Origin of the sequence: Streptomyces sp. NPDC001137, from assembly GCF_040298885.1 — a bacterium.
Lineage (GTDB): Bacteria > Actinomycetota > Actinomycetes > Streptomycetales > Streptomycetaceae > Streptomyces.
Genome location: NZ_JBEPBA010000003.1, coordinates 521,794 through 543,274, shown reverse-complemented (window position 1 = coordinate 543,274; position 21,481 = coordinate 521,794). Strand labels below are relative to the sequence as shown.

26 protein-coding genes and 1 tRNA gene are annotated in these 21,481 nt (G+C 70.6%); 20 read left to right on the top strand and 7 right to left on the bottom strand.

What is annotated here, in order from left to right:
- Nucleotides 1–20 precede the first annotated feature (20 nt).
- Complete coding sequence (locus ABT254_RS08450) at nucleotides 21–1,064, top strand: maleylacetate reductase (RefSeq protein ID WP_502971944.1); 1,044 nt, start codon at nucleotides 21–23, stop codon at nucleotides 1,062–1,064.
- A gap of 60 nt (nucleotides 1,065–1,124) precedes the next feature.
- Here the strand turns inward: ABT254_RS08450 and ABT254_RS08445 are convergent, their stop codons facing one another.
- Nucleotides 1,125–2,600 carry an MFS transporter gene (locus ABT254_RS08445; RefSeq protein WP_351465447.1) on the bottom strand — a complete coding sequence of 492 codons (1,476 nt, stop codon included), beginning with the start codon at nucleotides 2,598–2,600 and terminating at the stop codon, nucleotides 1,125–1,127.
- 75 nt (nucleotides 2,601–2,675) lie between these two features.
- On the opposite strand from ABT254_RS08445, the gene ABT254_RS08440 reads away from it, so the two are divergent.
- The 9 genes from ABT254_RS08440 (at nucleotide 2,676) to ABT254_RS08400 (ending at nucleotide 9,531) form a co-directional block, all read left to right on the top strand.
- On the top strand, nucleotides 2,676–2,819 hold the full coding sequence (locus ABT254_RS08440) for a hypothetical protein (RefSeq protein WP_351465444.1): 144 nt from the start codon (nucleotides 2,676–2,678) through the stop codon (nucleotides 2,817–2,819).
- A gap of 142 nt (nucleotides 2,820–2,961) precedes the next feature.
- The gene (locus tag ABT254_RS08435) at nucleotides 2,962–3,612 is read left to right on the top strand and encodes a GntR family transcriptional regulator (RefSeq protein ID WP_351465441.1); all 651 of its coding nucleotides are present in this window, start codon (nucleotides 2,962–2,964) and stop codon (nucleotides 3,610–3,612) included.
- A gap of 176 nt (nucleotides 3,613–3,788) precedes the next feature.
- The gene (locus ABT254_RS08430) at nucleotides 3,789–4,538 is read left to right on the top strand and encodes a PIG-L deacetylase family protein (protein ID WP_351465438.1); all 750 of its coding nucleotides are present in this window, start codon (nucleotides 3,789–3,791) and stop codon (nucleotides 4,536–4,538) included.
- Nucleotides 4,535–5,239, top strand: a complete 705-nt coding sequence (locus ABT254_RS08425; protein WP_351465435.1) for a 4-carboxy-4-hydroxy-2-oxoadipate aldolase/oxaloacetate decarboxylase — start codon at nucleotides 4,535–4,537, stop codon at nucleotides 5,237–5,239. Before ABT254_RS08430 ends, ABT254_RS08425 begins: the two co-directional genes overlap by 4 nt.
- Nucleotides 5,236–6,348, top strand: a complete 1,113-nt coding sequence (locus tag ABT254_RS08420) for a 4-oxalomesaconate tautomerase (protein ID WP_351465432.1) — start codon at nucleotides 5,236–5,238, stop codon at nucleotides 6,346–6,348. Before ABT254_RS08425 ends, ABT254_RS08420 begins: the two co-directional genes overlap by 4 nt.
- The gene (locus tag ABT254_RS08415; protein WP_351465429.1) at nucleotides 6,345–7,295 is read left to right on the top strand and encodes a catechol 2,3-dioxygenase; all 951 of its coding nucleotides are present in this window, start codon (nucleotides 6,345–6,347) and stop codon (nucleotides 7,293–7,295) included. The genes ABT254_RS08420 and ABT254_RS08415 overlap by 4 nt, the downstream gene beginning before the upstream one ends.
- Before the next feature lie 273 nt (nucleotides 7,296–7,568).
- Entirely contained in the window at nucleotides 7,569–8,315 is a 747-nt protein-coding gene (locus tag ABT254_RS08410; protein WP_351465426.1) for a PP2C family protein-serine/threonine phosphatase, read from the top strand.
- A 64-nt stretch (nucleotides 8,316–8,379) separates the two neighbouring features.
- On the top strand, nucleotides 8,380–9,204 hold the full coding sequence (locus ABT254_RS08405; protein WP_351465423.1) for a hypothetical protein: 825 nt from the start codon (nucleotides 8,380–8,382) through the stop codon (nucleotides 9,202–9,204).
- Nucleotides 9,205–9,315: 111 nt separating this feature from the next.
- Nucleotides 9,316–9,531 carry a hypothetical protein gene (locus ABT254_RS08400; protein WP_351465420.1) on the top strand — a complete coding sequence of 72 codons (216 nt, stop codon included), beginning with the start codon at nucleotides 9,316–9,318 and terminating at the stop codon, nucleotides 9,529–9,531.
- Between the two features lie 32 nt (nucleotides 9,532–9,563).
- On the opposite strand, the gene ABT254_RS08395 is transcribed toward ABT254_RS08400, so the two are convergent.
- Together ABT254_RS08395 and ABT254_RS08390 are read right to left on the bottom strand one after the other, a co-directional pair.
- Nucleotides 9,564–9,998: a VOC family protein gene (locus ABT254_RS08395; RefSeq protein WP_351465417.1), complete on the bottom strand. Its 435-nt coding sequence runs from the start codon at nucleotides 9,996–9,998 to the stop codon at nucleotides 9,564–9,566.
- A gap of 75 nt (nucleotides 9,999–10,073) precedes the next feature.
- On the bottom strand, nucleotides 10,074–10,835 hold the full coding sequence (locus ABT254_RS08390; protein WP_351465414.1) for an ATP-binding cassette domain-containing protein: 762 nt from the start codon (nucleotides 10,833–10,835) through the stop codon (nucleotides 10,074–10,076).
- Between the two features lie 345 nt (nucleotides 10,836–11,180).
- Between ABT254_RS08390 and ABT254_RS08385 the strand changes: the two genes are divergently transcribed.
- Together ABT254_RS08385 and ABT254_RS08380 are read left to right on the top strand one after the other, a co-directional pair.
- Nucleotides 11,181–12,140 carry a substrate-binding domain-containing protein gene (locus ABT254_RS08385; RefSeq protein WP_351465614.1) on the top strand — a complete coding sequence of 320 codons (960 nt, stop codon included), beginning with the start codon at nucleotides 11,181–11,183 and terminating at the stop codon, nucleotides 12,138–12,140.
- Nucleotides 12,141–12,192: 52 nt separating this feature from the next.
- Nucleotides 12,193–13,194, top strand: a complete 1,002-nt coding sequence (locus tag ABT254_RS08380) for an ABC transporter permease (protein WP_351465411.1) — start codon at nucleotides 12,193–12,195, stop codon at nucleotides 13,192–13,194.
- Between the two features lie 93 nt (nucleotides 13,195–13,287).
- Here ABT254_RS08380 and ABT254_RS08375 read toward each other — a convergent pair whose 3' ends face one another.
- The gene (locus ABT254_RS08375; RefSeq protein WP_351465610.1) at nucleotides 13,288–13,872 is read right to left on the bottom strand and encodes a TetR/AcrR family transcriptional regulator; all 585 of its coding nucleotides are present in this window, start codon (nucleotides 13,870–13,872) and stop codon (nucleotides 13,288–13,290) included.
- Nucleotides 13,873–14,097: 225 nt separating this feature from the next.
- Between ABT254_RS08375 and ABT254_RS08370 the strand changes: the two genes are divergently transcribed.
- Complete coding sequence (locus tag ABT254_RS08370; protein WP_351465409.1) at nucleotides 14,098–15,546, top strand: MFS transporter; 1,449 nt, start codon at nucleotides 14,098–14,100, stop codon at nucleotides 15,544–15,546.
- Between the two features lie 111 nt (nucleotides 15,547–15,657).
- Nucleotides 15,658–15,731 (top strand) — tRNA-Pro (locus ABT254_RS08365).
- Nucleotides 15,732–16,573: 842 nt separating this feature from the next.
- Here the strand turns inward: ABT254_RS08365 and ABT254_RS08360 are convergent.
- The 3 genes from ABT254_RS08360 to ABT254_RS08350 are packed head-to-tail and all read right to left on the bottom strand — an operon-like array spanning nucleotide 16,574 to nucleotide 17,644.
- Nucleotides 16,574–16,840, bottom strand: a complete 267-nt coding sequence (locus ABT254_RS08360; RefSeq protein ID WP_351465406.1) for a DUF4235 domain-containing protein — start codon at nucleotides 16,838–16,840, stop codon at nucleotides 16,574–16,576.
- Nucleotides 16,841–16,844: 4 nt separating this feature from the next.
- On the bottom strand, nucleotides 16,845–17,288 hold the full coding sequence (locus ABT254_RS08355; protein WP_351465403.1) for a DUF3618 domain-containing protein: 444 nt from the start codon (nucleotides 17,286–17,288) through the stop codon (nucleotides 16,845–16,847).
- On the bottom strand, nucleotides 17,285–17,644 hold the full coding sequence (locus ABT254_RS08350) for a phage holin family protein (RefSeq protein ID WP_351465400.1): 360 nt from the start codon (nucleotides 17,642–17,644) through the stop codon (nucleotides 17,285–17,287). Before ABT254_RS08350 ends, ABT254_RS08355 begins: the two co-directional genes overlap by 4 nt.
- A gap of 288 nt (nucleotides 17,645–17,932) precedes the next feature.
- On the opposite strand from ABT254_RS08350, the gene ABT254_RS08345 reads away from it, so the two are divergent.
- The 6 genes from ABT254_RS08345 to ABT254_RS08320 all read left to right on the top strand — a co-directional run bounded on the left by ABT254_RS08345 (nucleotide 17,933) and on the right by ABT254_RS08320 (nucleotide 21,419).
- Nucleotides 17,933–18,127, top strand: coding sequence for a hypothetical protein (locus ABT254_RS08345; RefSeq protein WP_351465397.1), 195 nt, complete (start codon nucleotides 17,933–17,935; stop codon nucleotides 18,125–18,127).
- An 88-nt stretch (nucleotides 18,128–18,215) separates the two neighbouring features.
- Nucleotides 18,216–19,265, top strand: a complete 1,050-nt coding sequence (locus ABT254_RS08340) for a YihY/virulence factor BrkB family protein (protein ID WP_351465394.1) — start codon at nucleotides 18,216–18,218, stop codon at nucleotides 19,263–19,265.
- Nucleotides 19,266–19,416: 151 nt separating this feature from the next.
- The gene (locus ABT254_RS08335; protein ID WP_351465391.1) at nucleotides 19,417–19,875 is read left to right on the top strand and encodes a phosphatase PAP2 family protein; all 459 of its coding nucleotides are present in this window, start codon (nucleotides 19,417–19,419) and stop codon (nucleotides 19,873–19,875) included.
- Between the two features lie 229 nt (nucleotides 19,876–20,104).
- Nucleotides 20,105–20,302 carry an ANTAR domain-containing protein gene (locus ABT254_RS08330; protein ID WP_351465388.1) on the top strand — a complete coding sequence of 66 codons (198 nt, stop codon included), beginning with the start codon at nucleotides 20,105–20,107 and terminating at the stop codon, nucleotides 20,300–20,302.
- Between the two features lie 135 nt (nucleotides 20,303–20,437).
- Entirely contained in the window at nucleotides 20,438–20,899 is a 462-nt protein-coding gene (locus ABT254_RS08325; protein WP_351465385.1) for an ATP-binding protein, read from the top strand.
- Between the two features lie 382 nt (nucleotides 20,900–21,281).
- Nucleotides 21,282–21,419: a hypothetical protein gene (locus tag ABT254_RS08320; RefSeq protein ID WP_351465382.1), complete on the top strand. Its 138-nt coding sequence runs from the start codon at nucleotides 21,282–21,284 to the stop codon at nucleotides 21,417–21,419.
- Nucleotides 21,420–21,481 lie beyond the last annotated feature (62 nt).

The window sequence follows — 21,481 nt, the reverse complement described above, 5'->3', positions numbered from 1 at the left end:
TCTCCTACGAGTCCCGGCCCATGCGGGTCGTCTTCCGGCCCGGGGCCGCCACGAGCGCGACCGCCGGCGAGGCCGCGGCGCTCGGCCTGCGGCGGCTGCTGGTGGTGTGCGGCAGCCATGGCGCGGAGACGGCGCGCGCGGTCGCCGATTCGCTGGGGCCCGTCTGCGCGGGCCTGCACGACGGAGCCCGGATGCATGTGCCCGTCGAGGTCGCGGACCGGGGCGTCGAGGCGGCCCGTGCGGCGGGTGCGGACGGCTGTGTGGCCGTCGGCGGCGGCTCCTCGATCGGCCTCGGCAAGGCGATCGCCCTGCGCACCGGTCTGCCGCTGATCGCCGTGCCCTCCACCTACTCCGGCTCGGAGATGACCCCGGTCTGGGGTCTGACCGAGCACGGCGCCAAACGCACCGGCCGCGACCCCGTCGTCCTGCCGCGCAGCGTCGTCTACGACCCCGAGCTCACCCTCTCCCTGCCGGTGCCGCTCTCCGTCACCAGCGGCATCAACGCCATCGCCCACGCCGTCGAGGCGCTGTACGCCCCCGACACCTCGCCCCTGATCGCGCTGATGGCCCAGGAGGGCGTACGGGCCATGGCGGGCGCCCTGCCCGAGGTGGCCGCCGACCCGGAATCCCATGACGCGCGCAGCCGCGCCCTGTACGGCGCCTGGCTGTGCGGCTCCTGCCTCGGCGCCACCACCATGGGCCTGCACCACAAGCTGTGCCACGTCCTCGGCGGCACCTTCGGCCTGCCCCACGCCGAGACGCACACGGTGGTCCTGCCGTACGCGCTCGCGTACAACGCGCCCGCGGCCCCGGACGCGGCGGCCGCCGTCGCCCGCGCCCTCGACACGGACGACGCCCCGCAGGCCCTGTGGGAGCTGGCCGGGCGCCTCGGCGCACCCCGCTCCCTCGCCGAACTCGGCCTGAAGGAAGGCGACTTGGCGGAGGCGGCCGCGCAGACCGCGGGCCAGGCCTACGCCAACCCCCGCGAGGTCACGGCCGACGGGGCACTAGCCGTGCTGCGGGCGGCCTACGAGGGCGCGGCACCGGCGTTCCCCGCCGCCTGACGCGCAAGGGCGGCCGCCCCGCCGGAGCGGGACGACGGCCGAGTGCCGGACGGTCGTGGCTCATGCCTGCGCGGCTGTGGGCTCCGCCTGCTCGGGCGCGTCCTCGGAGGCCCGCGCGGCCGGCTGCCGGCGCGGGATGAAGGTGGCGACCAGGAAGGCGAGCAGGGCGGCTCCGGCGCCGATGGCCATGACGACCTTGAAGCCGTTCTCCGAGGGGAGGGCGTGACCGCCGAAGTCGGTGGTCATCCGGGCCAGGATGACGCCGGCCAGGGCGCTGGCGAAGGACGTACCCAGGGACCGCATCAGCGTGTTGAGGCTGTTGGCGGCACCGGTCTGGGAGGGGGCGACCGCGCCCATGATCAGGGCGGGCAGCGCGCCGTAGGTGAAGCCGACGCCGGCGCCGATGATGCAGGAGACCAGGACGAGGTGCCAGACCTCGGACATCAGCAGGATGTTCAGGCCGTAGCCGGCGGACACGATCAGCGCGCCGATCATCAGCGTGACCTTGGGGCCCTTGGCCTGGGTGACCTTGGCGGACGCGGCGGACATGACCATCATGACCAGGCCCTGCGGGGCGAGCACCAGGCCCACCGTGAGCATGGACCTGCCCAGGCCGTAGCCGGTCCGGGTCGGCAGCTGCAGCAGCTGCGGAAGCACCAGGGACATCGCGAACATCGAGAATCCGAGGGCCACCGAGGCCAGGTTGGTGAACAGCACCTGCGGCTTGGCAGTGGTCCGCAGGTCGACCAGCGGCTGCTTGGCCCTGAGCTCCCACCAGCCCCAGGCCGGCAGGATCACGACGGCGGCGGCACCCAGACCGAGCGTGGTGCCACTGGTCCAGCCCCAGTCGGCGCCCTTGGACACGGCCAGCAGCAGGGAGGCCAGGCCGGCGGAGAGACCGAGCGAACCGAGCAGGTCGAAGCGGCCACCGGTGCGCACCTTGGACTCGGGCACGAGCAGCAGCACCAGCAGGAGGGCGACGGCGCCCAGCGCGCCCGAGATCCAGAACAGGATGTGCCAGTCCCACTTGTCGGCGATGAACGCGGCCGCCGGCAGACCCAGCGCACCGCCCACCCCCAGCGAGGCGCTCATCAGCGCGGTGGAACCCGCCAGCCGCTCGGCCGGCAGCGCGTCCCGCATGATGCTGATGCCCAGCGGCACCACGGCGGCCGCGAGACCCTGCAGCGTACGACCGATGATCATCGGGACGAGCGAGTCGGCCAGCGCGCAGACCACCGAGCCGGAGACCAGCAGCACGATGCTGACCAGCAGCATCCGCCGCTTGCCGATCATGTCACCGAGGCGGCCCACGACCGGGGTGGCCACCGCGGCCGCGAGGAGGGTGGCCGTGACGGCCCAGGCGGTATTGGAGGCCGAGGCGTGCAGCAGGGTGGGCAGCTCGGGGACGATCGGAATGACCAGGGTCTGCATCAGCGAGACGACGATCCCGGCCAGGGCCAGCACCGCCACCACGGCGTTCGGCCTGGGCGGGGCGGATGTCCCGGCGACGGCGGGTCGGGCGGGTGCTTCGGGCATGGCAGGGCCTCCGGCAAAGGGGTTATTGCTTGACTTACGCAAACATATGAGAGATTAATTGAGTTACGCAAGTGCGTGCCCGCTCGTGTGGGGTCGCAGATCGCCCCGGCCGACTGGTCGGGGGAGGGCCTGGAGCAACTCGCCGCCCTCTTCCGCCGGTTGGTGGACGACTTCGTCGCCCATGCCGAGGATCCGTGGCCGGGGCCTCCGGCCGCCTGACCGGCTCTGACGACCCCCGGGACCGCCTGCTTCCACTCGGCAGGCGGTGTCGAACCATGCCCGCAATATGGCAGACAAAATTGTTGACAATGTTGTCTGGATAGATTTAGGTTCGACAGGCACTCACTCAGGGAGGGCAACGATGCCGACACAAGCCCGTCCGAGCACCGGAGAGCAGGCCAAGCAGCATGCGCTCGCGCAGCTGCGGCAGGCGATCCTGCACGGCGAGATGGCGCCGGCACAGCGGCTGGTGGAGAACGAGCTCGCCGAGCAGTTCGGTGTGACACGGGCCAGCATCCGCGCGGCACTCATCGATCTGGAGGCCCAGGGCCTCGTCGAGCGGATCCGCAACCGAGGCTCGCGGGTGCGGGTGGTGACCGTGGAGGAGGCGGTCGCCATCACCGAGTGCCGGATGGTCCTGGAAGGGCTGTGCGCGGCGAAGGCCGCCGTCGCCGCAACCGACGAGCAGCTCGCCGAGCTGACGGAGCTGGGCACGGCGATGACCAAGGCCGTGGCCGACGGTGAGCCGCTGACCTACTCCGAGCTCAACCAGGAACTGCACACCAAGGTGCGGGAGTTCTCCGGCCAGCGGACGGCCGTGGACCTGCTGGAGCGGCTCAATGCCCAACTGGTGCGCCACCGCTTCCAGTTGGCGCTTCGGCCGGGCCGTCCGCAGCACTCCCTGAAGGAGCACCTGGCCATGATCGAGGCGATCGGGGCCAGGGACCCGCAGGCGGCCGAGACGGCCGTCCGCGCCCACCTGACCAGCGTGATCGAGGCCTTGCGCGACTGACATCCGCGCGGCCGAGAGCCGCTGACAGGGCGGGCGCCCACCTGTCACCAAGGCGAGCGAGCCGAAGGGCCGCGCCGGTGGCTGCGAGCGCGCCGAAGGCCCGAAGGGCTGGGCATGCTCGCGGCTTTGGCCGGCACCCCGGAGGTGAGCCGCCCGGAGAATTGGGAGATGCCAGCATGACCCAGGCCAACGCGCCCGCCTCCCCGCGGTCCACCCTCGTCGTCACGGCGCATGCCGGGGACTTCGTGTGGCGGGCGGGCGGCGCCATCGCCCTGGCCGCCGCCCGGGGAGAGAAGGTCACCATCGCCTGTCTGACCTTCGGCGAGCGCGGCGAGTCCGCCAAGGCGTGGCGCGAGGGCAGGAAACTGGACGAGATCAAGGCGCTGCGCCGGGACGAGGCCGAGCGTGCCGCCGCCACCCTCGGCGCCGAGGTCCGCTTCTTCGACGCCGGCGACTACCCGCTCATCCCCACCGCCGAGCTGACCGACCAACTCGTCGCCCTCCACCGCGAGACCCAGCCGGACGTGGTCCTCACCCACCCCGTCGAGGACCCGTACAACGGCGACCACCCGGCCGCCAACCGCATGGCGCTTCAGGCCCGCATCCTCGCCCAGGCCATCGGCTACCCGGGCGAGGGCGACATCATCGGCGCCCCGCCCGTCTTCTACTTCGAGCCGCACCAGCCCGAGATGAGCGGCTTTCGGCCGGAGGTCCTGCTCGACATCACCGAGGTGTGGGACACCAAGCGCAAGGCCATGGAGTGCCTGGCCGCCCAGCAGCACCTGTGGGCGTACTACACGGACCTCGCCGTCCGCCGCGGCGTCCAGCTCAAGCGGAACGCCGGCCCGAACCTGGGTCTTGCGCACACCACCATGGCCGAGGCGTACATGCGGCCGTTCCCGCAGATCGCGAAGGAGCTGGCATGAGCGGCGTGATCGTCACCAACCCGCCGAAGGCGGCTGCGAAGGACGTCGAGGAGCTGGCCGCCTTCGGCGTGGCCACGGTCAGCGAGGCGATGGGCCGAACAGGCCTGCTGGGACCGGAGATCCGCCCGATCCAGCAGGGCGTACGAGTCGCGGGAACAGCCGTCACCGTGATCGGCTGGCCCGGCGACAACCTCATGATCCACGCCGCCGTCGAGCAGTGCGGCGAGGGCGACATCCTGGTCGTCACCACCACCTCGCCCTGCACGGACGGTCTGTTCGGCGAGCTGTTCGCGACCGCCCTGAAGCGGCGCGGCGTGCGCGGTGTCGTCCTCAGTACGGGGATCCGCGACACCCAGGAGCTGCGGGAGATGGGTTTCGCCGCCTGGTCCCGGGCCGTCTCCTCGCAGGGCACGGTCAAGGCCACCGGCGGTTCGGTCAACGTACCGATCGCCATCGACGGCCAGGTGATCAGCCCCGGCGACGTGATCCTCGCCGACGACGACGGGGTAGTCGTCATACCCCGTGAACGCGCCCGCGAGACGGCGGAGCAGGCGGAGGCCCGCGAGGCCAAGGAGGCCGCCACCCGAGCGGCTTTCCTGGGCGGCCAACTCGGCCTGGACCGCTACGGGTTGAGGGACACCCTCAAACGACTCGGCGTCGAGTACCGGACGTATGAGGAGTACGTGGGGGAGCGGCCGTGACCGGCGTACCCGAGGGGGTCCGCTGTCTGCTGATGCGGGGCGGCACCTCCAAGGGGGCCTACTTCCTCGCCCGCGACCTCCCCGCCGAACCGGCCCTGCGCGACGCGCTGTTGCTGCGCATCATGGGCAGCCCCGACGAGCGGCAGATCGACGGGCTCGGCGGCGCGCACCCTCTCACCAGCAAGGTGGCCGTGGTGTCCGTCTCGGCCGATCCGCGCGCGGACGTCGACTACCTCTTCCTCCAGGTCGCCGTGGACCGCCCTGAAGTGAGTGACCGTCAGAACTGCGGAAACATCCTTGCCGGCGTCGGCCCGTTCGCCGTCGAGCGCGGGCTGGTGGCGGCGGGGGAGGAGGAGACCTCCGTCCGTATCCGCATGGTCAACACCGGCGACTTCGCCACGGCGACCTTCCCGACCCCCGGCGGCCATGTCGACTACACGGGAGACACCGAGATCTCGGGCGTGCCGGGGACGGCTGCGTCCGTGGCCATCGAATTCCCCGCCGGGACGGGGAAGTTGCTGCCCACCGGCAAGGCCCGGGACGACATCGACGGCACACCCGTCACCTGCGTGGACAACGGCATGCCGACGGTGCTCATCGCCGCCTCCTCCCTCAAGGTCACCGGCTACGAGTCGCCCAAGGACCTGGAGGAGGACGTCGCGCTGGCCGACCGGCTGCGGGAAATCCGCCTGGAAGCAGGCCGGTTGATGGGCCTCGGGGACGTCTCGGACGCCACCGTGCCCAAGCTCACCCTCCTCGCGCCGCCCCGCGATGGCGGCGCGATCTCCACCCGCACCTTCATCCCGGTGCGCTGCCATACGTCGATCGGTGTGCTCGGCGCGGCCGGCGTGGCCGCCGGCCTGCGGATCGCGGGCGGGGTGGGCGCGGAACTCGCACAGTTCGATACCGGCAGCGACCGTGTCCGTATCGAACACCCCACCGGATTCCTGGACATCGACAGCGCAATCGCCACCGGTCCCGACGGCCTGCCCGCCGCCCGGCGCACCGCCGTGGTGCGCACGGCCCGCAAGATCTTCGACGGCACCGTCTTCCCTCGGTCCACCGAGACGGCACCCATCCCCCCGCGCCCCCGAGGAGGTCACCGATGACCCCGCCGCTCGGCGACATCGCCCACATCGGCCACGCCCAGCTCTTCACTCCGGACCTGGACGCGAGCGTCGCCTTCTTCACCGACTACCTCGGCCTCACGGTCAACAGCCAGGACGGCGACACGGCCTATCTGCGGACCTTCGACGACTACGAGCACCACAGCCTCGTCCTCACCGCCCGCGAACAGCCCGGCCTCGGCCGGCTGGCCCTGCGCACCTCCAGCGAGGAGGCCCTGCACCGCCGTGTCGAGGCGATCGAGGAGGCGGGCGGCTCCGGCAAGTGGGTCGAGGACGAACCCGGCCTGGGCAGGCTGTACGTGACGACCGACCCGGACGGCCACGAGCACGCCCTGTACTGGGAGAGCGAGCACTACCGGGCCCCGGAGGAGCTGAAACCGGCCCTGAAGAACCAGCCGCAGGCCAAGCCCAACCGGGGCGTCGGCGTGCGCCGCCTGGACCACATCAACTTCCTTGCGGCCGACGTGGCCTCCAACGCCGGGTTCCAGCAGCATGTGCTGGGAGCCAGGCCGACGGAACAGATCCAGCTCGACTCCGGCCGGATCGCGGCGCGCTGGCTGACGTACACGAACAAGTCGTACGACGTCGTCTACACCGAGGACTGGACCGGCTCCACCGGACGGCTGCACCACATCGCCTTCGCGACCGACACCCGCGAGGACATCCTGCGCGCCGCCGATCTCGCCATCGACACCGGCGTGTTCATCGAGACCGGCCCGCACAAGCACGCCATCCAGCAGACGTTCTTCCTGTACGTCTACGAGCCGGGCGGCAACCGCATCGAGTTGTGCAACCCGCTCACCCGCCTCGTCCTCGCGCCCGACTGGCCGCTGATCACCTGGACCGAGGAGGAGCGGAAGAAAGGGCAGGCCTGGGGCCTGAAGACCATCGAGTCGTTCCACACGCACGGGACGCCGCCCGTCGTCTAGCGGGCGGGCGGACGGACGGGACGCTGCGATCATGCGCGACACCTGTACGGGGGCCGGCGCGTCCGTGGGCCGTGCTGCGGGCGCCGTTCACGGCTCGGGCATGGGCCGAGGCCGCGCTGTCTGGCCGGGTTTCCTATGCCGCCGAGGAGCGGACGACGGCCGATGAGGACTGCTGACCAGCAGAAACACCGAACCGCTCCTAGACTTGCAGCGGAAGCGGGCCCTCCAGTGGTGCGTCCTGGCGCGACCGGTGCGGGAAGGCGGTGGCGCTCCATGCAGTACGTCGCGGTGAGCGCGGTGAGCCATCCCGGGCTGCTGCGCGAGCGGAACGAGGACAGCCTCGTCGTCGGACCGTGGACCCTGTGCGCCACCGTGACCGAGAGCCCGCAGACCCTGGTCTTCCCGCTCGGGACACCCCTGGTCGTCGCGGTCGCCGACGGGCTCGGCGGGCATCCCGGCGGTGACGTGGCCAGCGCCCTGGTCGCCCGCCGGATCGCGGACATCGGCCCTGCCCTGGACGACGAGGACGCCGTGCGCGCCGCCCTGAACGCCTGCAACCGTGCCGTGTACCAGGCCGCGGCGGAGGGCAGCGAGCTCACCGGTATGGGAACGACGGTGGCCGGTATCGTCGTACGCCCCGACTCGCTGCTGATCTTCAACGTGGGCGACAGCCGGGTCCTCGCCGCCTCCCGCGACGGCCTGCGCCAGGTGAGCGTCGACGACAGCCCACCTCTCGCCCCCGGGCAGCGCACCACGTCCCTGGTCACCCAGTGCCTGGGCGGCAGTCCCGAATACCGGGCCATCACTCCCCATGTGACGGCGGCGCCCCTCTCCTCCGGCGACCGCTACCTCGTCTGCACGGACGGCCTGACCGACCCGCTGACGACGGACGTCATCGAGGAGCTGCTGAGGGACCACGACGACGGCCGGGCGGCCTTCGAGCTGTGGAGGGCCGCGATCGCCGCGGGCGGGCCCGACAACATCACGCTGGCGGTGGTACGGGTCGCGGACGACCGGTGATCCCGCGCCGGATCGTGATCTTCAGGGCCGGGTCACGGCGGAACCGTTCGTCTAGGGTCTTCGGATGCGGGGTGACGACATGTCCGAGCGCGGCAACAGGTCCGTGAGCGCGCCCGGCGCCGGGGCGGTGCGGCGTCGCAGATGGCTGTGGGGCGGTTCGATCGCCGTGATCGCAGCGGTGGGGGTGGCCTGGTACGCGTGGCCCACGGGCCAGGAGACGAGCGCGGATCCCCATGTGCGCCACCCCGGCAAGCGACAGCCGATCTGTGCCTCGCCGGACGGGCGGACGCTGTACGCGGACGTGGACGGCGACGGAGTGGTGGACGAGGTGCGGGACAGCGAGGACCGTGACGGGCGCACGGTCGTCACGTTCGCGGGACCCGGCAACAAGCAGGCCCGGCACCCCGTGTGGTCGATCGTCACCACGGCGAAAGGGCGCCTGAAGGCCCATGCGTCGCCCGAGGAGGGATTCCGGGCGGCGTTCGGAGACTTCGACCACGACGGCCGCGTGGACCTGGCCGTCACGTACACCGCGCTCCCCGAGGGCGACGATCCGGTCGACTCGGCGAGCATGCGCGAGGTGCGCTGGGGGCCGCTGGGCCGTGACCTCAAGGGCAGGAGCCGCGGTTCGATCCGGATGAGCCACGGCTACTACATCGACGGCCTGCGCGCGGTGGCGGGCACCCGGCCCAGTGCCAGGGCCAATCCGGGCCCTGCCCGGCTGCTGATCCACCAGACGACCGGCGACGGCGCGTTCGAGACGTACCAGGGCCGGAAACTCGGTCATGACCTGGTGGTGCCGGACGAGCCGCTGCCCCGGTGGGGACAGGAATTCGCCGGGCAGAAGGACGGGTGGGCCGACTTGGGTACGTGCCCGGCATCACCGTGAGCACGGCACGTCGTCCCATCGCCACCCGTGAGCGCTCTCGGGCGGCCGACGGGGGAACGTTCAGTCATGCTGGAACGGGGTGGCACCTCTTCTTGCGGCAAGGAGCACCGTATGCGCACGGACCCGGTCGGACGATTCCTGGCAGCCCTGGGCCCCGAGGAGCGCGAGGCCGTCGGCGCCAAGCCGCGCCAGGAGCAAGAACGCCTGGCGGCGGCCTGGGAACAGGAACTCGAAGCGGACGACGAACTCGACACCCTCGACGAACTGTCACCGCCGGCAGCGGAGGCCGAGGCGGCCCGCCGCATCCTGCGCAGCGGCACCGAGTAGCAGCCGCTGCCCGGCTCAGGCCCGGCGGCCGGTCAGTCGAGACAGAACTCGTTGCCCTCGATGTCCTGCATCACGATGCACGACTCATTGACGCCATCGGCGCGCAGCAGACGCACGCGGCTGGCACCGAGCGCGAGCAGGCGTGCGCACTCCGCCTCCAGTGTGGCCAGGCGCTCCTCGCCCACGAGCCCGGTACCGGCTCGCACGCAAAGGTGCACCCTGTTCTTGACGACCTTGTCCTCGGGGACGCGCTGGAAGTACATGCGCGGGCCGACACCGGTGGGATCCATGCAGACAAACGATGCACCCCGACGCTCGGGCGGCAGCGAGCGATCGTAATCGTCCCAAGTCGTGAACCCCTCCGGGGGTGGCGGTACGACGTACCCCAACACCTCGCACCAGAAGCGAGCGACGCGCTCAGGTTCCGCACAGTCGAAGGTGACCTGGAACTGCTTGACCGATGACATCGGCGCACCATAGCAGGGTGATCATCTGCTCGATTCCGTCGGGTCCACAGGGGGCGGGGGAGGGGTGAGAGAGCGTCAGGAGTTGCTCGTGGCGCCCACAATGGCGGAGAAGATGCGGTCCTGCGGCGAGGTCGGCACATGGAAGAAGCCGTTGTTGCAGCCGAGCCGCAGCACCGCCGCCTCGTCCGCGACGGCCTTGACGTCTCCGAGGTTGTGACTGATGAGAATCACCCCGATGCCCCGGTCGCGGAGTTCCTCGACGAGGTCGAGGACGTGGCCGGCCTGCGCGATGCCCAGCGCCGCGGTGGGCTCGTCCAGGAGGACGGCCTTCGGCCGGCCGAGGAGCGCGCGGGAGATCGCGACGGTCTGCCGCTGGCCCGCGGACAGTGAGGCGACCGGAGCGCGCACATCGGGGACGCGGATGCCCAGTGTGTCGAGCTGCCCCCGTGCCTCCTTGCGCATACCGCTGTCGTCCATCGACCGGAACAGGCGGCCCCGGGCACCGGAGCACCGCCGCTCCCGGCCCAGGAAGAGGTTCGCGGCGACATCGAGGTCGTCGCACAGTGCCAGGTCCTGGTAGACGGTCGCGATGCCCAGACGCTGGGCGATCCGGGGAGTCCTGATCTGGATGGCCCGCCCCTCCCACTCGATGACGCCCTTGTCGGGGGGATCCACCCCCGAGATGACCCTGATCAGGGTGGACTTGCCGGCGCCGTTGTCACCCAGAAGGGCGACGACCTCCCCCTTGTGGACCTCCAGGTCGACGTCCTTGAGGGCTTGGACGGCCCCGAACCGCTTGGAGATCCCGTGCAGCGCGAGCAGCGGCGGCCCAGTCACGCGCACCTCGCCTTCTCCGCACGACCGCGTTGACGCCGCACGGCCCCGGTGGAACCCCGGCCCTGTTCCGATCACCATCTTTCGTCCCTATCCGGACGTATGCAATGCAGAACGCATGAACCCGCCCGACTCGCGTGGCCGACCGCGCCCGCCTGAAGAGGAGACTGAAGCGACACAGTGCGATATGTATGAACAAACTGGGCACGTGGTGTAGATCGCTGGGGCTTCCACCACGTTGGGCCCGGCCGGAGAAGGGTGTCACCGATGGCACACCACTGCACCGTCCGCAGGCGCGGTCGGCCACGGAGTTCGCGCGCGGGGCCGACGCTCCTCCTGGTGGGAACCATGCTGCTCGGCGCCGCGGCCTGCGGCGGGAACCAGGCCTCCACGGGCGGCCAGGGGACGGGGAAGGTCACGATCGGTCTGGTGACCAAGACGGAGACCAATCCGTACTTCGTGGCTCTGCGCGAGGCGGCCCAGGCTGCGGCGAAGAAGAGGGGCGCCGAGCTCATCGCCCTGTCCGGCAAGTTCGACGGCGACAACGAGGGCCAGGTCGACGCCGTGGAGAGTCTCATCGCCCGCAATGTGCGGGGAATCATGATCACACCGTCGAACACGACGGGGATCCTGGGTGCCATCGCCGAGGCCCGTCGGGAGGGCATCCTGGTGATCGCGCTGGACACCGCGACGGACCCGGAGAACGCGGCGGCGGCCACGTACGCGACCGACAACTTCAAGGCCGGACGCCTCCAGGGCGCCTATGTCAGGGCCGTGCTCGACCGCCGGGCCCCCAAGCTGTTCATGCTCGACGGCACGGAGGGTTCCACGGTCAGCCAACAACGCCACGACGGCTTCCTCAGCGGCTTCGGGATCAAGGACGACTCCCCGGCGATCCGCGGACGCGCGATCACCAACGGCGACCGCAACCGAGGGCAGACCGCGATGGAGAACCTGCTCCAGCGCACGAGCGACGTGAACTCGGTCTACACCATCAACGAACCGGTGGCCGACGGCGCCTACACGGCCCTCGCGGCACGCGGTCTGAGCGGCAGGGTGACCGTCGGCTCCATCGACGGCGGATGCGCGGGCGTGCGCGACGTCAGGGCTGGCAAGTACGCCGCCACCGTCATGCAGTTCCCGGTCAGGATGGCCGACCTGGGCGTGGCCGCGGTCACCGACTTCGTCAGGCACGGGAAGAAACCGTCCGGGTTCACGGACACGGGCACACAACTCATCACCGACAAGCCGGTGCCGGGGCTGGCGTCCCGCGACACCGGCTGGGGGCTCCGGCACTGCTGGGGGTGACTGCCGGGCGCCGATCGGGCGAAGGGACCAGTAACGGATCATGAGATCTCCCGTGACCACCAGTGCCGCCGCCGAGGGCGAGCCGGGCACCGCGCTGCGGGACGCGCTGCGGTACGCCCTGCGCACACCTGCCGTCGGCCCCCTCGCGGCCCTGGCCGTCGCCGTCCTGGTCTTCTCGCTCGCGACGGACACGTTCCTGACGCCGGAGAACCTCGCCCTGGTCCTCCAGCAGTCCATCGTGACCGGCACGCTGGCACTGGGCCAGACCCTGATCATCCTCACCGCGGGCATCGACCTGGCGAACGGGGCGATCGCGGTCCTCAGCACGCTGGTCATGGCCAAGCTGGCCTTCGAGGGGAACGGCCCCGCGGGGGCGCTGCTGCTCGGCCTGCTCACGGCGACCGTCCTCGGGCTGGTCAACGGCCTGCTCGTGGCCCGCGTGGGCCTGCCTCCCTTCATCGTGACGCTGGGCGCGCTGACCGTCATCTATGCCGTGGCCAGGCTTTACTCCGACTCCCGCAGTTTCCCGGTCACCGACGATCTGCTCGTCTTCTGGGGCAACGGCGTCCACGTCGGCAGCGTCCTCGTGACCTGGGGAACGTTCCTGCTGGTGGGCCTGTACGCGTTCTTCTGGTACGGGCTCGCCAAGACGGCCTGGGGCCGGCACATCTACGCCGTCGGCAACGCCCCCGAGGCCGCCCGCCTGACCGGCATCAACGTGCGGCGCACGATCCTGTCGGTCTACGTCACCGCCGGTCTCCTCTACGGCATCGCCGCCTGGCAGGCCCTCGGCCGCATCCCCAATGCCGACCCGAACTCCTACCAGACGGCGAACCTGGAGAGCATCACGGCCGTCGTCATCGGCGGGACCAGCCTCTTCGGCGGCCGGGGAAGCGTCGTCGGCACGCTCATCGGAACTCTCATCGTCACCGTGCTCCGCTCCGGCCTCACCCAGGCGGGCATCGACAGCCTCTACCAGGACGTCGCCACCGGGACCCTCGTCGTCGTCACCGTCGCCGTCGACAAGCTCCTGCGCAGAGGCTCCGCCCGCTGACAGCGACGCGCTACCGTTCAGCGGCCGGGCTTGAGGTCGTGTCGAGAACCCAGCGCCGAACACGGGCGGCAGAGCGGGGGAGCGGCACCGGCGTCAGCGGACGGTGGTGCGCACCCCGTCCAGCGCGATCGCCAGGACGCGATCGCGCTGGGCGTCGTCGTCGAAGGCGGTGGCCGTGATGCCGGCCACCATCCGCAGCAGGTCGACGAAGTCCATGTCCCCCCGCGCCTCGCCCGCCTCCTGCGCCCGCTCGAACAGCGGCCCGCCCGCCGCGTACATCGACTCCCGGCAGGCCTGGAAGATCTCGGACTCGTCGTTGAGGGCCTCGCGGACGGCCCGCTTGGTCACCATGTAACCCGCGAACCGGCGCAGCCAGGCCGTCAGCGCCTCCCACGGCTCAAGCCCGGCGACCTCCTGCGCGACCCGGCACAGCTCGTTGACGTCGCTCGCGTAGACGCTTTCGAACAGGTCGCGGCGGGTCGGAAAATTGCGGTAGAGCGTGCCGATGCCCACGCCCGCACGACGCGCGATGTCCTCCAGAGAGGCATCGGAACCGTGCTCCGCGAACGCCTCGCGGGCCGCGTCCAGCAAGGCGTCGTAGTTGCGGGCGGCGTCCTTACGGTGCGGCCGCCGGGACGCCACGATCTCGCCGACGGGGAACGTCACGGGTGCCTCCAGAGCTGGATCGATACGGAGGAATGCCTCCGGTACTTGAACCGGAGGTGTGCCTCCGCTAGAGTGGAGGTACTCCTCCACTTTACCAGTGGACGGTACGTCCACCACCTTTCCGCGACCGCTCACCGCGGCCGTCGGCGTGCCCGAACCCGCCCACCGGCGCTCCGGGTCCGCACGACCGTGGCCCGAGAACCTCGGCCGCACCCCGCTCGTTCGGAGAGGCCCTTCATGCCCCGCAAGTCCACCCGTCTCACCTTCGCGGTCCTCGCGACCGGCGCCGGTGTGTTCGCCATGCTGCAGTCGCTGATCGCGCCGGCCCTGCCGACCGTCCAGCACGCGCTGCACACCTCCCAGTCCACCGCGACCTGGGTGATGACGGCCTATCTGCTGTCCGCCTCGGTCTTCACCCCGATCCTCGGCCGCGTCGGCGACCTGATCGGCAAGAAGCGCACCCTGGTCGCCGTCCTGTTCGTCGTGCTGCTCGGCTGTCTGCTCGCCGCGCTCGCCCCGAACATCGGCGTCCTGATCGTCGCCCGGGTCGTCCAGGGCGTCGGCGGCGCCCTCTTCCCGCTCTCCTTCGGCATCATCCGCGACGAGTTCGCCCCGTCCCGGGTCAGCGGCAGCATCAGCAACCTGTCCGCGGTGATCGCCGCGGGCGGCGGCGTCGGCATCGTCGCGGCCGGACCCATCGTGTCCGCGCTCGACTACCGCTGGCTGTTCTGGATCCCGGTCGCCGTCGTCGCGGTCACCGTGCTCATCGCCCTGCGATACGTGCCCGAGTCGCCCAACCGGGCCGAGGGCAAGGTCAGTTGGCTGGGCGCCGGCCTGCTCTCGGCCTGGCTGGTGGCCCTCCTGCTGCCGCTGAGCCAGGCGAGCAAGTGGGGCTGGGGCTCCGTGAAGGTGATCGGCCTGTTCGCCGCGGCGCTGGCCCTGTTCACGCTGTGGCTGCTGTCCGAGGCCCGCTCCCGCACCCCGCTGATCGACCTGCGCGTCATGCGCCTGCCGGCCGTGTGGACCACCAACACCGCCGCACTGCTGTTCGGTGCGGGCATGTACGCGCTCTGGTCCTTCCTGCCGGCCTTCGTCCAGACGCCCGCCGCCGCGGGTTACGGCTTCGGCGCGAGCGTCACGGCCTCCGGCCTGCTGATGCTGCCGATGCTGGTGGCGATGTTCCTCTCCGGCATCCTCAGCGGCCGCCTGGAACCCGTGGTCGGCGCGAAGTCCCTCCTGACCACCGGTGCCGCACTCGGCGCCCTCGCCCTGGGCATGCTCGCCCTCTGGCACTCCGCGCAGTGGCAAGTCGCCGTCGTCTCGGGCGTGTTCGGCCTTGGCATCGGACTGGCCTTCGCCTCCATGGCCAACCTGATCGTCGGCAGCGTCCCGGCCTCCCAGACCGGCGCCGCGACCGGCATGAACGCCAACATCCGCACCATCGGCGGCTCCATCGGCGCCGCCGTCACCAGCGTCCTGGTCACCGGCCACCTCCAGCCCTCGGGCCTGCCGTACGCCTCCGGCTACACCCACGGCTTCGCCCTGCTGGCGGTGCTGTGCCTGGCCGCAGCGCTGGCGGCCCTGCTGGTCCCGACGGCCCGCAAGGCCCCCCTCACCGGCCCGGCCCGCACAGCCGACCGGACCCCCACCGAGCCGGAAGCGGCCGCATCCGGCACCCGCGGCTGACACGGCAGGCCGGCCCGGACTACCGGGTCGGCCACCGGCCCGGCTGGAACACCGGTGCACGTACGGTAAGGTTGACCTGCGCGATCACGCGGTCCTCCGCGGGAAGCGCACCGGGACGTGGCGCAGCTTGGTAGCGCACTTGACTGGGGGTCAAGGGGTCGCAGGTTCAAATCCTGTCGTCCCGACTGGAGTCTTCTCCGTAGTCGCAGATCAGGGCCTTGGATCACATCATGTGAGACGAGGCCCTTGATCATTTCTGAGGCTCTCGTCTCACCATTTCTCACGGAAGACTGACCTCCGTGGAAACGGGCGGGTTCAGAGGTATCCGTCGCCACGCGCGGAAGGCGGATCAACGGTCGGACGTACAGGCGGCTCCGGCGGGTCGTTCGCAGGCAGTCGCCGCTCGGCGTAAGTTCCGGTTGGCGGAGGTGCGTTGGGCGTCTGTGGGCAGCGGGCGGGGGTGGTCGCTGAGGCGGTGGCTGCGTCCGCGACCGGGCAGCCGATGCCCGCGGATCTAAAGGACCATCTGGCGACAGCCCTGCAGATATGGCAGGCGGAGCGTGAGCGGCCGTCATCTGGGTAGTCGGGCTCTGCTTGTCCGGGGAAGGGCCGTCCACACCTGGGGAGGTCGAAGCGGCCCTTCCCCGTCCCTTGTCGTCGTGTGGCCTGTGCACCGGAGTGTCGGGCCGTTACCAGTTCTCGACGGCGTGGGTCTCGGGATCGCGTAGGTCATGGTTTTCCGGTGACCGTCATGTCATGGCAGGTGGCCCCTGGTCTTCCCCCTCGAAGCCAGGGGCTGTCGACATTCCGGAGTGGCTCCGCGCAGACGCCGGCGTCCCGGGGCAGGCTGAAGACGTGTCGTCCTTCTCCTTGTCCGTCGTCCTTCTGGTGGAAAACGAGCAGATCCGGGCATGTGGGGCACCGCGGTACGCACGGAGCCGGTCAGAGGCTGGACTTGGCGCCGCGCCGGCGGGGGGACGTCGCAGGTTCTCGGTGAGGCGGGCCCCGTGCGCGTACCGCGCGGCCGTCAGCCGGGCCAGGTGCCGGTCAGGCTGCGGGTGGCGGTGGCGCCGGCGCGGTCGACGGTGGCTTTGACCGCGGCGAAGATCGCCCCCTGCAGGGTGGCGGCGAGCAACACCTCGGTCCAGGTGCGCTCTTCGTCGGTGGCGTCGGGGGCGTCCTCTTCGTGGCCGAGCATCTTCCACGCCTGCTTGAACAAAGCTCCGGCGAGCATGCCGCTGACGGCTCCCAGGGCCAGACCGACCGGCTTGTAGGCGATTTTCGAGGCTTTCATCAGCTCACTCCTTCCTGCGGCGGTACGCCAGCCATACCAGGGCGGCGCCGGCCGCCGCGGCCAGCAGCGGGGTGCGCTTGTCCCGCGCGGCCTGCGCGCCCTGGGCCGCGGTGTGCCGCACGGATTCGGGCGTCTTCTCCTGCAGGAGGTGGCCTGTCTCGGTGGCCCTGGCGCGGGCCTGCTCGACGGCGTGGGCGGCCTTGTCCTTGACCGGGTCGGGCAGCTTGTCCTGGACCTGGTGCGCGACGTCGGCAGCCTTGGTCTTCAGCTCTCCGGCCTTGGTGGCGGCCTGGTGGCGGACCTCGGTGGCCTTCTCCTGGGCGCGCGTTTTGACGTCGGTCCTGCCCGCGAGCGCCTGGACGGTCTGCCCGAGTTCCTCGCGGGTCTGCTCGACCTGCTCGCGCAGCTCCTCGGGGCTGGAGTTCTGCTCGTCGTACGGCTGGGTCATCGCTGTGCACTCCCCTTGATCTCGGTTACGTCGGCCTTGACGCTGTCGATCGTCTGCTCGGGTGTGGGCGGTCCGGCCTGGTCGACCTGCTTCTTCCCGGTCAGGGCCATCACCGCGGCGACCACACCCAGCGCCGCGGTCACGATCAGCGCCGCTGCCCACACCGGCAGCGGCACCGCCAGGGCGGCGATCGCGGTGGCGACCATCGCCTGCAGCATCAGGAAGCCGACCAGTCCGGCGCCGCCGAACAGGCCGCCGCCCTTGCCGTAGCGCCTGCCCTTCTCCTTCATCTCCGCCTGCGCCAGCCTCAGCTCTCCGCGCACCAGTTCCGTCAGCTGCTGCGAGGCCCGCTGCACCAGCTCACTGACCGGCTCCGTTCCCGAGCCGTGAGTGTCCTTGCCGGGGCCGGCCTACTGCGGTGGTGTGTGCGACACGGCTCTCACCTCCCATCTGCCCTGTTCGCGCGAGCCCGGCCGCGCCATGAGGGCCGGCCGAGCGTCTCTGCCGGTCGTGCGAGTACCCACAACCTGGCCAATTCTGTCCAGGCGCGTGCGGTCACCAGACCTTCACAAAGCCCCGCCTGTTTGTGACCGGTGGCGGGCACCCGGCAGAGGTGCTTGCCATCCAGGAGGGGGCTGCGTGTTGTGATCGTCTTGGCTGTGCTGCTGCTGCCGATGCTGGGATTGCTGCTGTATGGGATGGACCGCCTGGAGGATCGGCTGTTCGGCAAGCCGCCGGAGGCCCGCCCCGCTCGCGGACACCGTCTGCACCTGATCCATGGCGCGAGCCCGTCGTCTGCTGATCGCCGCGCCGTCGGGCGACATGCGGACGCGGCCTGACGCTTGCAGAGAGCGGCCGAGATCCGATCCCGCGGTCGCTGTCGAGCCGTACAGCGCTTGGAGTGAGCAAGACGGGTACCCGGCCAGCATGACAAAGTTGCATCTTCCGGGGCGAAAGGACCACCACGCCCGCGATGAGGCACCCGCGCCGGACGAGGCAGGGCCCGGGCCGGAGGTGGAACGCAGGGCGCCACAGGCGCCGACCAAGCTGCCGAAAGGGTCATGGGGCGCGGTGCTCAGGGGCTCCCTGCGGGAGTTCAAGGACGACGAGCTGAGCGACCGGGCGGCAGCGCTGACCTACTACGGAATCCTGGCGCTGTTCCCGGCGCTGCTGGTGCTCGTGTCGGTGCTGGGCCTGACCGGGAAGTCGACCACCGACAAGGTGCTGAACAACATCCGGCAGTTCGCCCCCGGCTCCGCACGCGACATCATCACCAACGCCGTGCATCAGCTGCAGGGAAATGCCGGTATCGGCTCCGTCATGGCGATCGTGGGCCTGGTGCTGGCGGTGTGGTCGGCCTCCGGCTACGTCGCCGCCTTCATCCGCGCCGCGAACGCCGTCTACGACATGCCCGAGGGCCGGCCGGTGTGGAAGATTCTCCCCGTGCGGGTCGGGGTGACGGTCGTGCTGATGGTGCTGGCCGTGATCAGCGCGCTGATCGTGGTTTTCACCGGCAGCCTCGCCCGCCAGGCCGGGAAGGTGCTCGGGATCGGGGACACCGCCTTGACGGTGTGGTCGATCGCCAAGTGGCCGGTGCTCGTGGTCCTGGTCACGGTGATGATCGCCATCCTGTACTGGGCGACACCCAACGCCCGGGTGAAGGGCTTCCGGTGGATCACCCCGGGCAGCCTCCTGGCCCTGCTGATCTGGATGATCGCCTCCGCCGCCTTCGCGGTCTACGTCGCGAACTTCGCCTCGTACAACAAGACCTACGGCACCATGGCCGGCGTCATCGTCTTCCTCCTGTGGCTGTGGATCACCAACCTGGCCATCCTGCTGGGCCTGGAGTTCGACGCCGAGACCGTACGCCAGCGGGCCGTCGCCGGCGGCCATCCACCCCAGGCCGAGCCCTACACCCAGCCACGCGACACCCGGAAGTGGGACGAGGAGGACCGCCGCCGCCTGGGCGGCGTGTGACCGGACACCCTATGATCTTGAGTGTAGGCCGGTGACCTCGGGATACCTGCCTTTCATGAGGCTTATGGCGGGGTTGCGTGACGCTGATCGGACACTGACCAAACGCGTGGCCTCTTGCATACCGCCCCGTATCGGGAAGGTGCTCTCAGTCGTGGAGGAGAGCGTCGAAAGTTCGAAGCTGTGGTGCGGCGCCGCCGCCGCGATGGCATCACTGGGCGGGTGGCGCGGCCGCAAGGCAGCGGCCGCGGGCCTGACCGCCCTGACGATGGCGGAGCTGATCTCGAACGGCCTGTGCAAGCAACTGGCCGACCGCCCGCGGCCACCGAAGGAATGGTTCCCCCACGACGAGGTCGACGACCGCCCCGACTCCTCCTCCTTCCCCTCCGGCCACACCGCCGCGGCGGTCGCCTTCACCGCCGCCGTGACGCCGACATGGCCGGCCGCCGGCGCCGCATGTGCCGTGCCGGCCGCCGTGGTGGCGCTGGAGCGGGTGCAAAGCGGCGCCCACTACCCCAGCGACGTGGCCACCGGCGCCGCCATCGGCCTGGCCAGCGCCTGGCTCACAGGCTGCGCCCTGCACCTGATCACGCGCGACTGGCTCTCAGCCTGACGGGAGCGGTCGCATCTCCATGATCAGTAGATCGAGCTTCCGGAAGCGGGCCAGCAGGCCCCCCGACATGGAGAGATGCCCATGACGCGCGGCGCTCGGGCCAGGAACTCCCCGGGAGCCTTTCTGACTTGCCGGCCGACGAGCAGGCCGAAGTGCTGTACGAGGAGACGGAGCAGCTGAAGGAGGCCCTGGAGCGGCGGCCGGTCATCGACGTGGCCCGCGGGTGCTGATGGCGACCTGGCCGTGCACCCAGGAAGAGGCGTGGCAGATCCTGATCCGGGTATCCCAGCACTCCAACACCAAGCTGCACGACGTGGCGGAGGCCGTGGTGGCGACCACGCAGCAGGTGCCGAGCCGGCCGATCTGCAAGAGGACCTGGCGGCGGCGGTGGCGGCATGGCGCGCTCGCCGAAGACCACGGCGCATAGGCGCAGGTCGGCGGTTTCATCCGGAGTGGGGGGGCGTGGCGGATCTATCGTTTTTGAGCCTGGTGTGGGGCGTCGTTTCGGGGGTATTCGCGCGTCGATGACCGGGTGGCTCAGGACGAAGGGCGTGCCGCGGTGATGCGCGAAGACAAATACGAGCCGCTGGTCAGCCGCCCGATCCTGTCCGCCGTGGCCTTCGAGGGCAGCGAGCCGATCGCGGAGGCCCGGCATGCTGCCCGCCGGTTCATGACCGACGTACAGGCCGTTCATGGAGTTCCGGTGTCGGAACGTGCGATGGGCCTGGTCGAGCTGGTGGTCAGCGAGCTGGTGACCAACGCCTACAAATACGCGCCCGGACCGTGCCTGCTGGACCTGGAGGTCAACGACGGTGTCGTGGAGGTGAGCATCTGGGACAGCGACCCGACGCTGCCGGCGGCCTGTCCGACCGATCCGGGTCGGGTCGGACAGCACGGCCTGGAGATAGTGATGGCGGTGTGCCGCAGCTTCGAGGTGCGGCGTGAGCCGGTGGGCAAGCGGATCAAGGCCGCGATCGTGCTGGCCGACGATCCGGGCGGGGACCCGATAGGCCGACTGATGTGACCGCCTGGCCAGCCGGCATGCGCCCGCAAGGCGGGGGCCCTGAAGCTCTGCATGGCCGCTCCCGTTCCCCCAGGTCGATCAGCAGATGGGTTCACCGGTGATCTCGCCCGCGATCACCGGGCGTCGCGCCCTGGCCTTCAGCCTTCGACGAGGGCGCTTGAGCGCCTTGCTGTCGTCCCCACTCGCGAAGCAGGTCAGACGTCGTATCGGCACATGCCGAATACGGCCTCTTGATCGTTTGAGTGGCAGGGTGGCTACGAACCCCGGCCTCGACCTCCGAAGTGGTCGGCCCCGCGCAGGGAACCGGGATGATCGGCCGATCGTCCTAGTGGTCGTGCCTCGTGCTCTCACCCCTGGAATCGGCCCTTATACGGTGCCTGGCATGGATAACGATGTCACGCGTGCGGCTTTTGACCAGAAGCCGGTGCGCTGTGGCGAACGTTCCATCGACGCCTTCACGGCACTGACTGCGCGGGGCGCGTCGGGTAGGACTCACGAGGCGGCGAAGCGGCGACTGTGACCGAGGGATGCGCCCTGCCCCGTGCGCAGGCACCGGGTCGGCGGAAACCTCCACGCGTCTCT

Bases quoted from the DNA above. Each gene is read 5' to 3' on its own strand.
- ABT254_RS08400 (WP_351465420.1), top strand. From the start codon at position 9,316: ATGCGCACGGACCCGGTCGGACGATTCCTGGCAGCCCTGGGCCCCGAG.
- ABT254_RS08450 (WP_502971944.1), top strand. From the start codon at position 21: ATGCGGGTCGTCTTCCGGCCCGGGGCCGCCACGAGCGCGACCGCCGGC.
- ABT254_RS08325 (WP_351465385.1), top strand. From the start codon at position 20,438: ATGCGCGAAGACAAATACGAGCCGCTGGTCAGCCGCCCGATCCTGTCC.
- ABT254_RS08370 (WP_351465409.1), top strand. From the start codon at position 14,098: ATGCCCCGCAAGTCCACCCGTCTCACCTTCGCGGTCCTCGCGACCGGC.
- ABT254_RS08435 (WP_351465441.1), top strand. From the start codon at position 2,962: ATGCCGACACAAGCCCGTCCGAGCACCGGAGAGCAGGCCAAGCAGCAT.
- ABT254_RS08425 (WP_351465435.1), top strand. From the start codon at position 4,535: ATGAGCGGCGTGATCGTCACCAACCCGCCGAAGGCGGCTGCGAAGGAC.
- ABT254_RS08360 (WP_351465406.1), bottom strand. From the start codon at position 16,840: ATGAAAGCCTCGAAAATCGCCTACAAGCCGGTCGGTCTGGCCCTGGGA.
- ABT254_RS08405 (WP_351465423.1), top strand. From the start codon at position 8,380: ATGCGGGGTGACGACATGTCCGAGCGCGGCAACAGGTCCGTGAGCGCG.
- ABT254_RS08410 (WP_351465426.1), top strand. From the start codon at position 7,569: ATGCAGTACGTCGCGGTGAGCGCGGTGAGCCATCCCGGGCTGCTGCGC.
- ABT254_RS08330 (WP_351465388.1), top strand. From the start codon at position 20,105: ATGGCGACCTGGCCGTGCACCCAGGAAGAGGCGTGGCAGATCCTGATC.
- ABT254_RS08445 (WP_351465447.1), bottom strand. From the start codon at position 2,600: ATGCCCGAAGCACCCGCCCGACCCGCCGTCGCCGGGACATCCGCCCCG.
- ABT254_RS08355 (WP_351465403.1), bottom strand. From the start codon at position 17,288: ATGACCCAGCCGTACGACGAGCAGAACTCCAGCCCCGAGGAGCTGCGC.
- ABT254_RS08320 (WP_351465382.1), top strand. From the start codon at position 21,282: ATGGATAACGATGTCACGCGTGCGGCTTTTGACCAGAAGCCGGTGCGC.
- ABT254_RS08415 (WP_351465429.1), top strand. From the start codon at position 6,345: ATGACCCCGCCGCTCGGCGACATCGCCCACATCGGCCACGCCCAGCTC.
- ABT254_RS08340 (WP_351465394.1), top strand. From the start codon at position 18,216: ATGACAAAGTTGCATCTTCCGGGGCGAAAGGACCACCACGCCCGCGAT.
- ABT254_RS08385 (WP_351465614.1), top strand. From the start codon at position 11,181: ATGCTGCTCGGCGCCGCGGCCTGCGGCGGGAACCAGGCCTCCACGGGC.
- ABT254_RS08430 (WP_351465438.1), top strand. From the start codon at position 3,789: ATGACCCAGGCCAACGCGCCCGCCTCCCCGCGGTCCACCCTCGTCGTC.
- ABT254_RS08395 (WP_351465417.1), bottom strand. From the start codon at position 9,998: ATGTCATCGGTCAAGCAGTTCCAGGTCACCTTCGACTGTGCGGAACCT.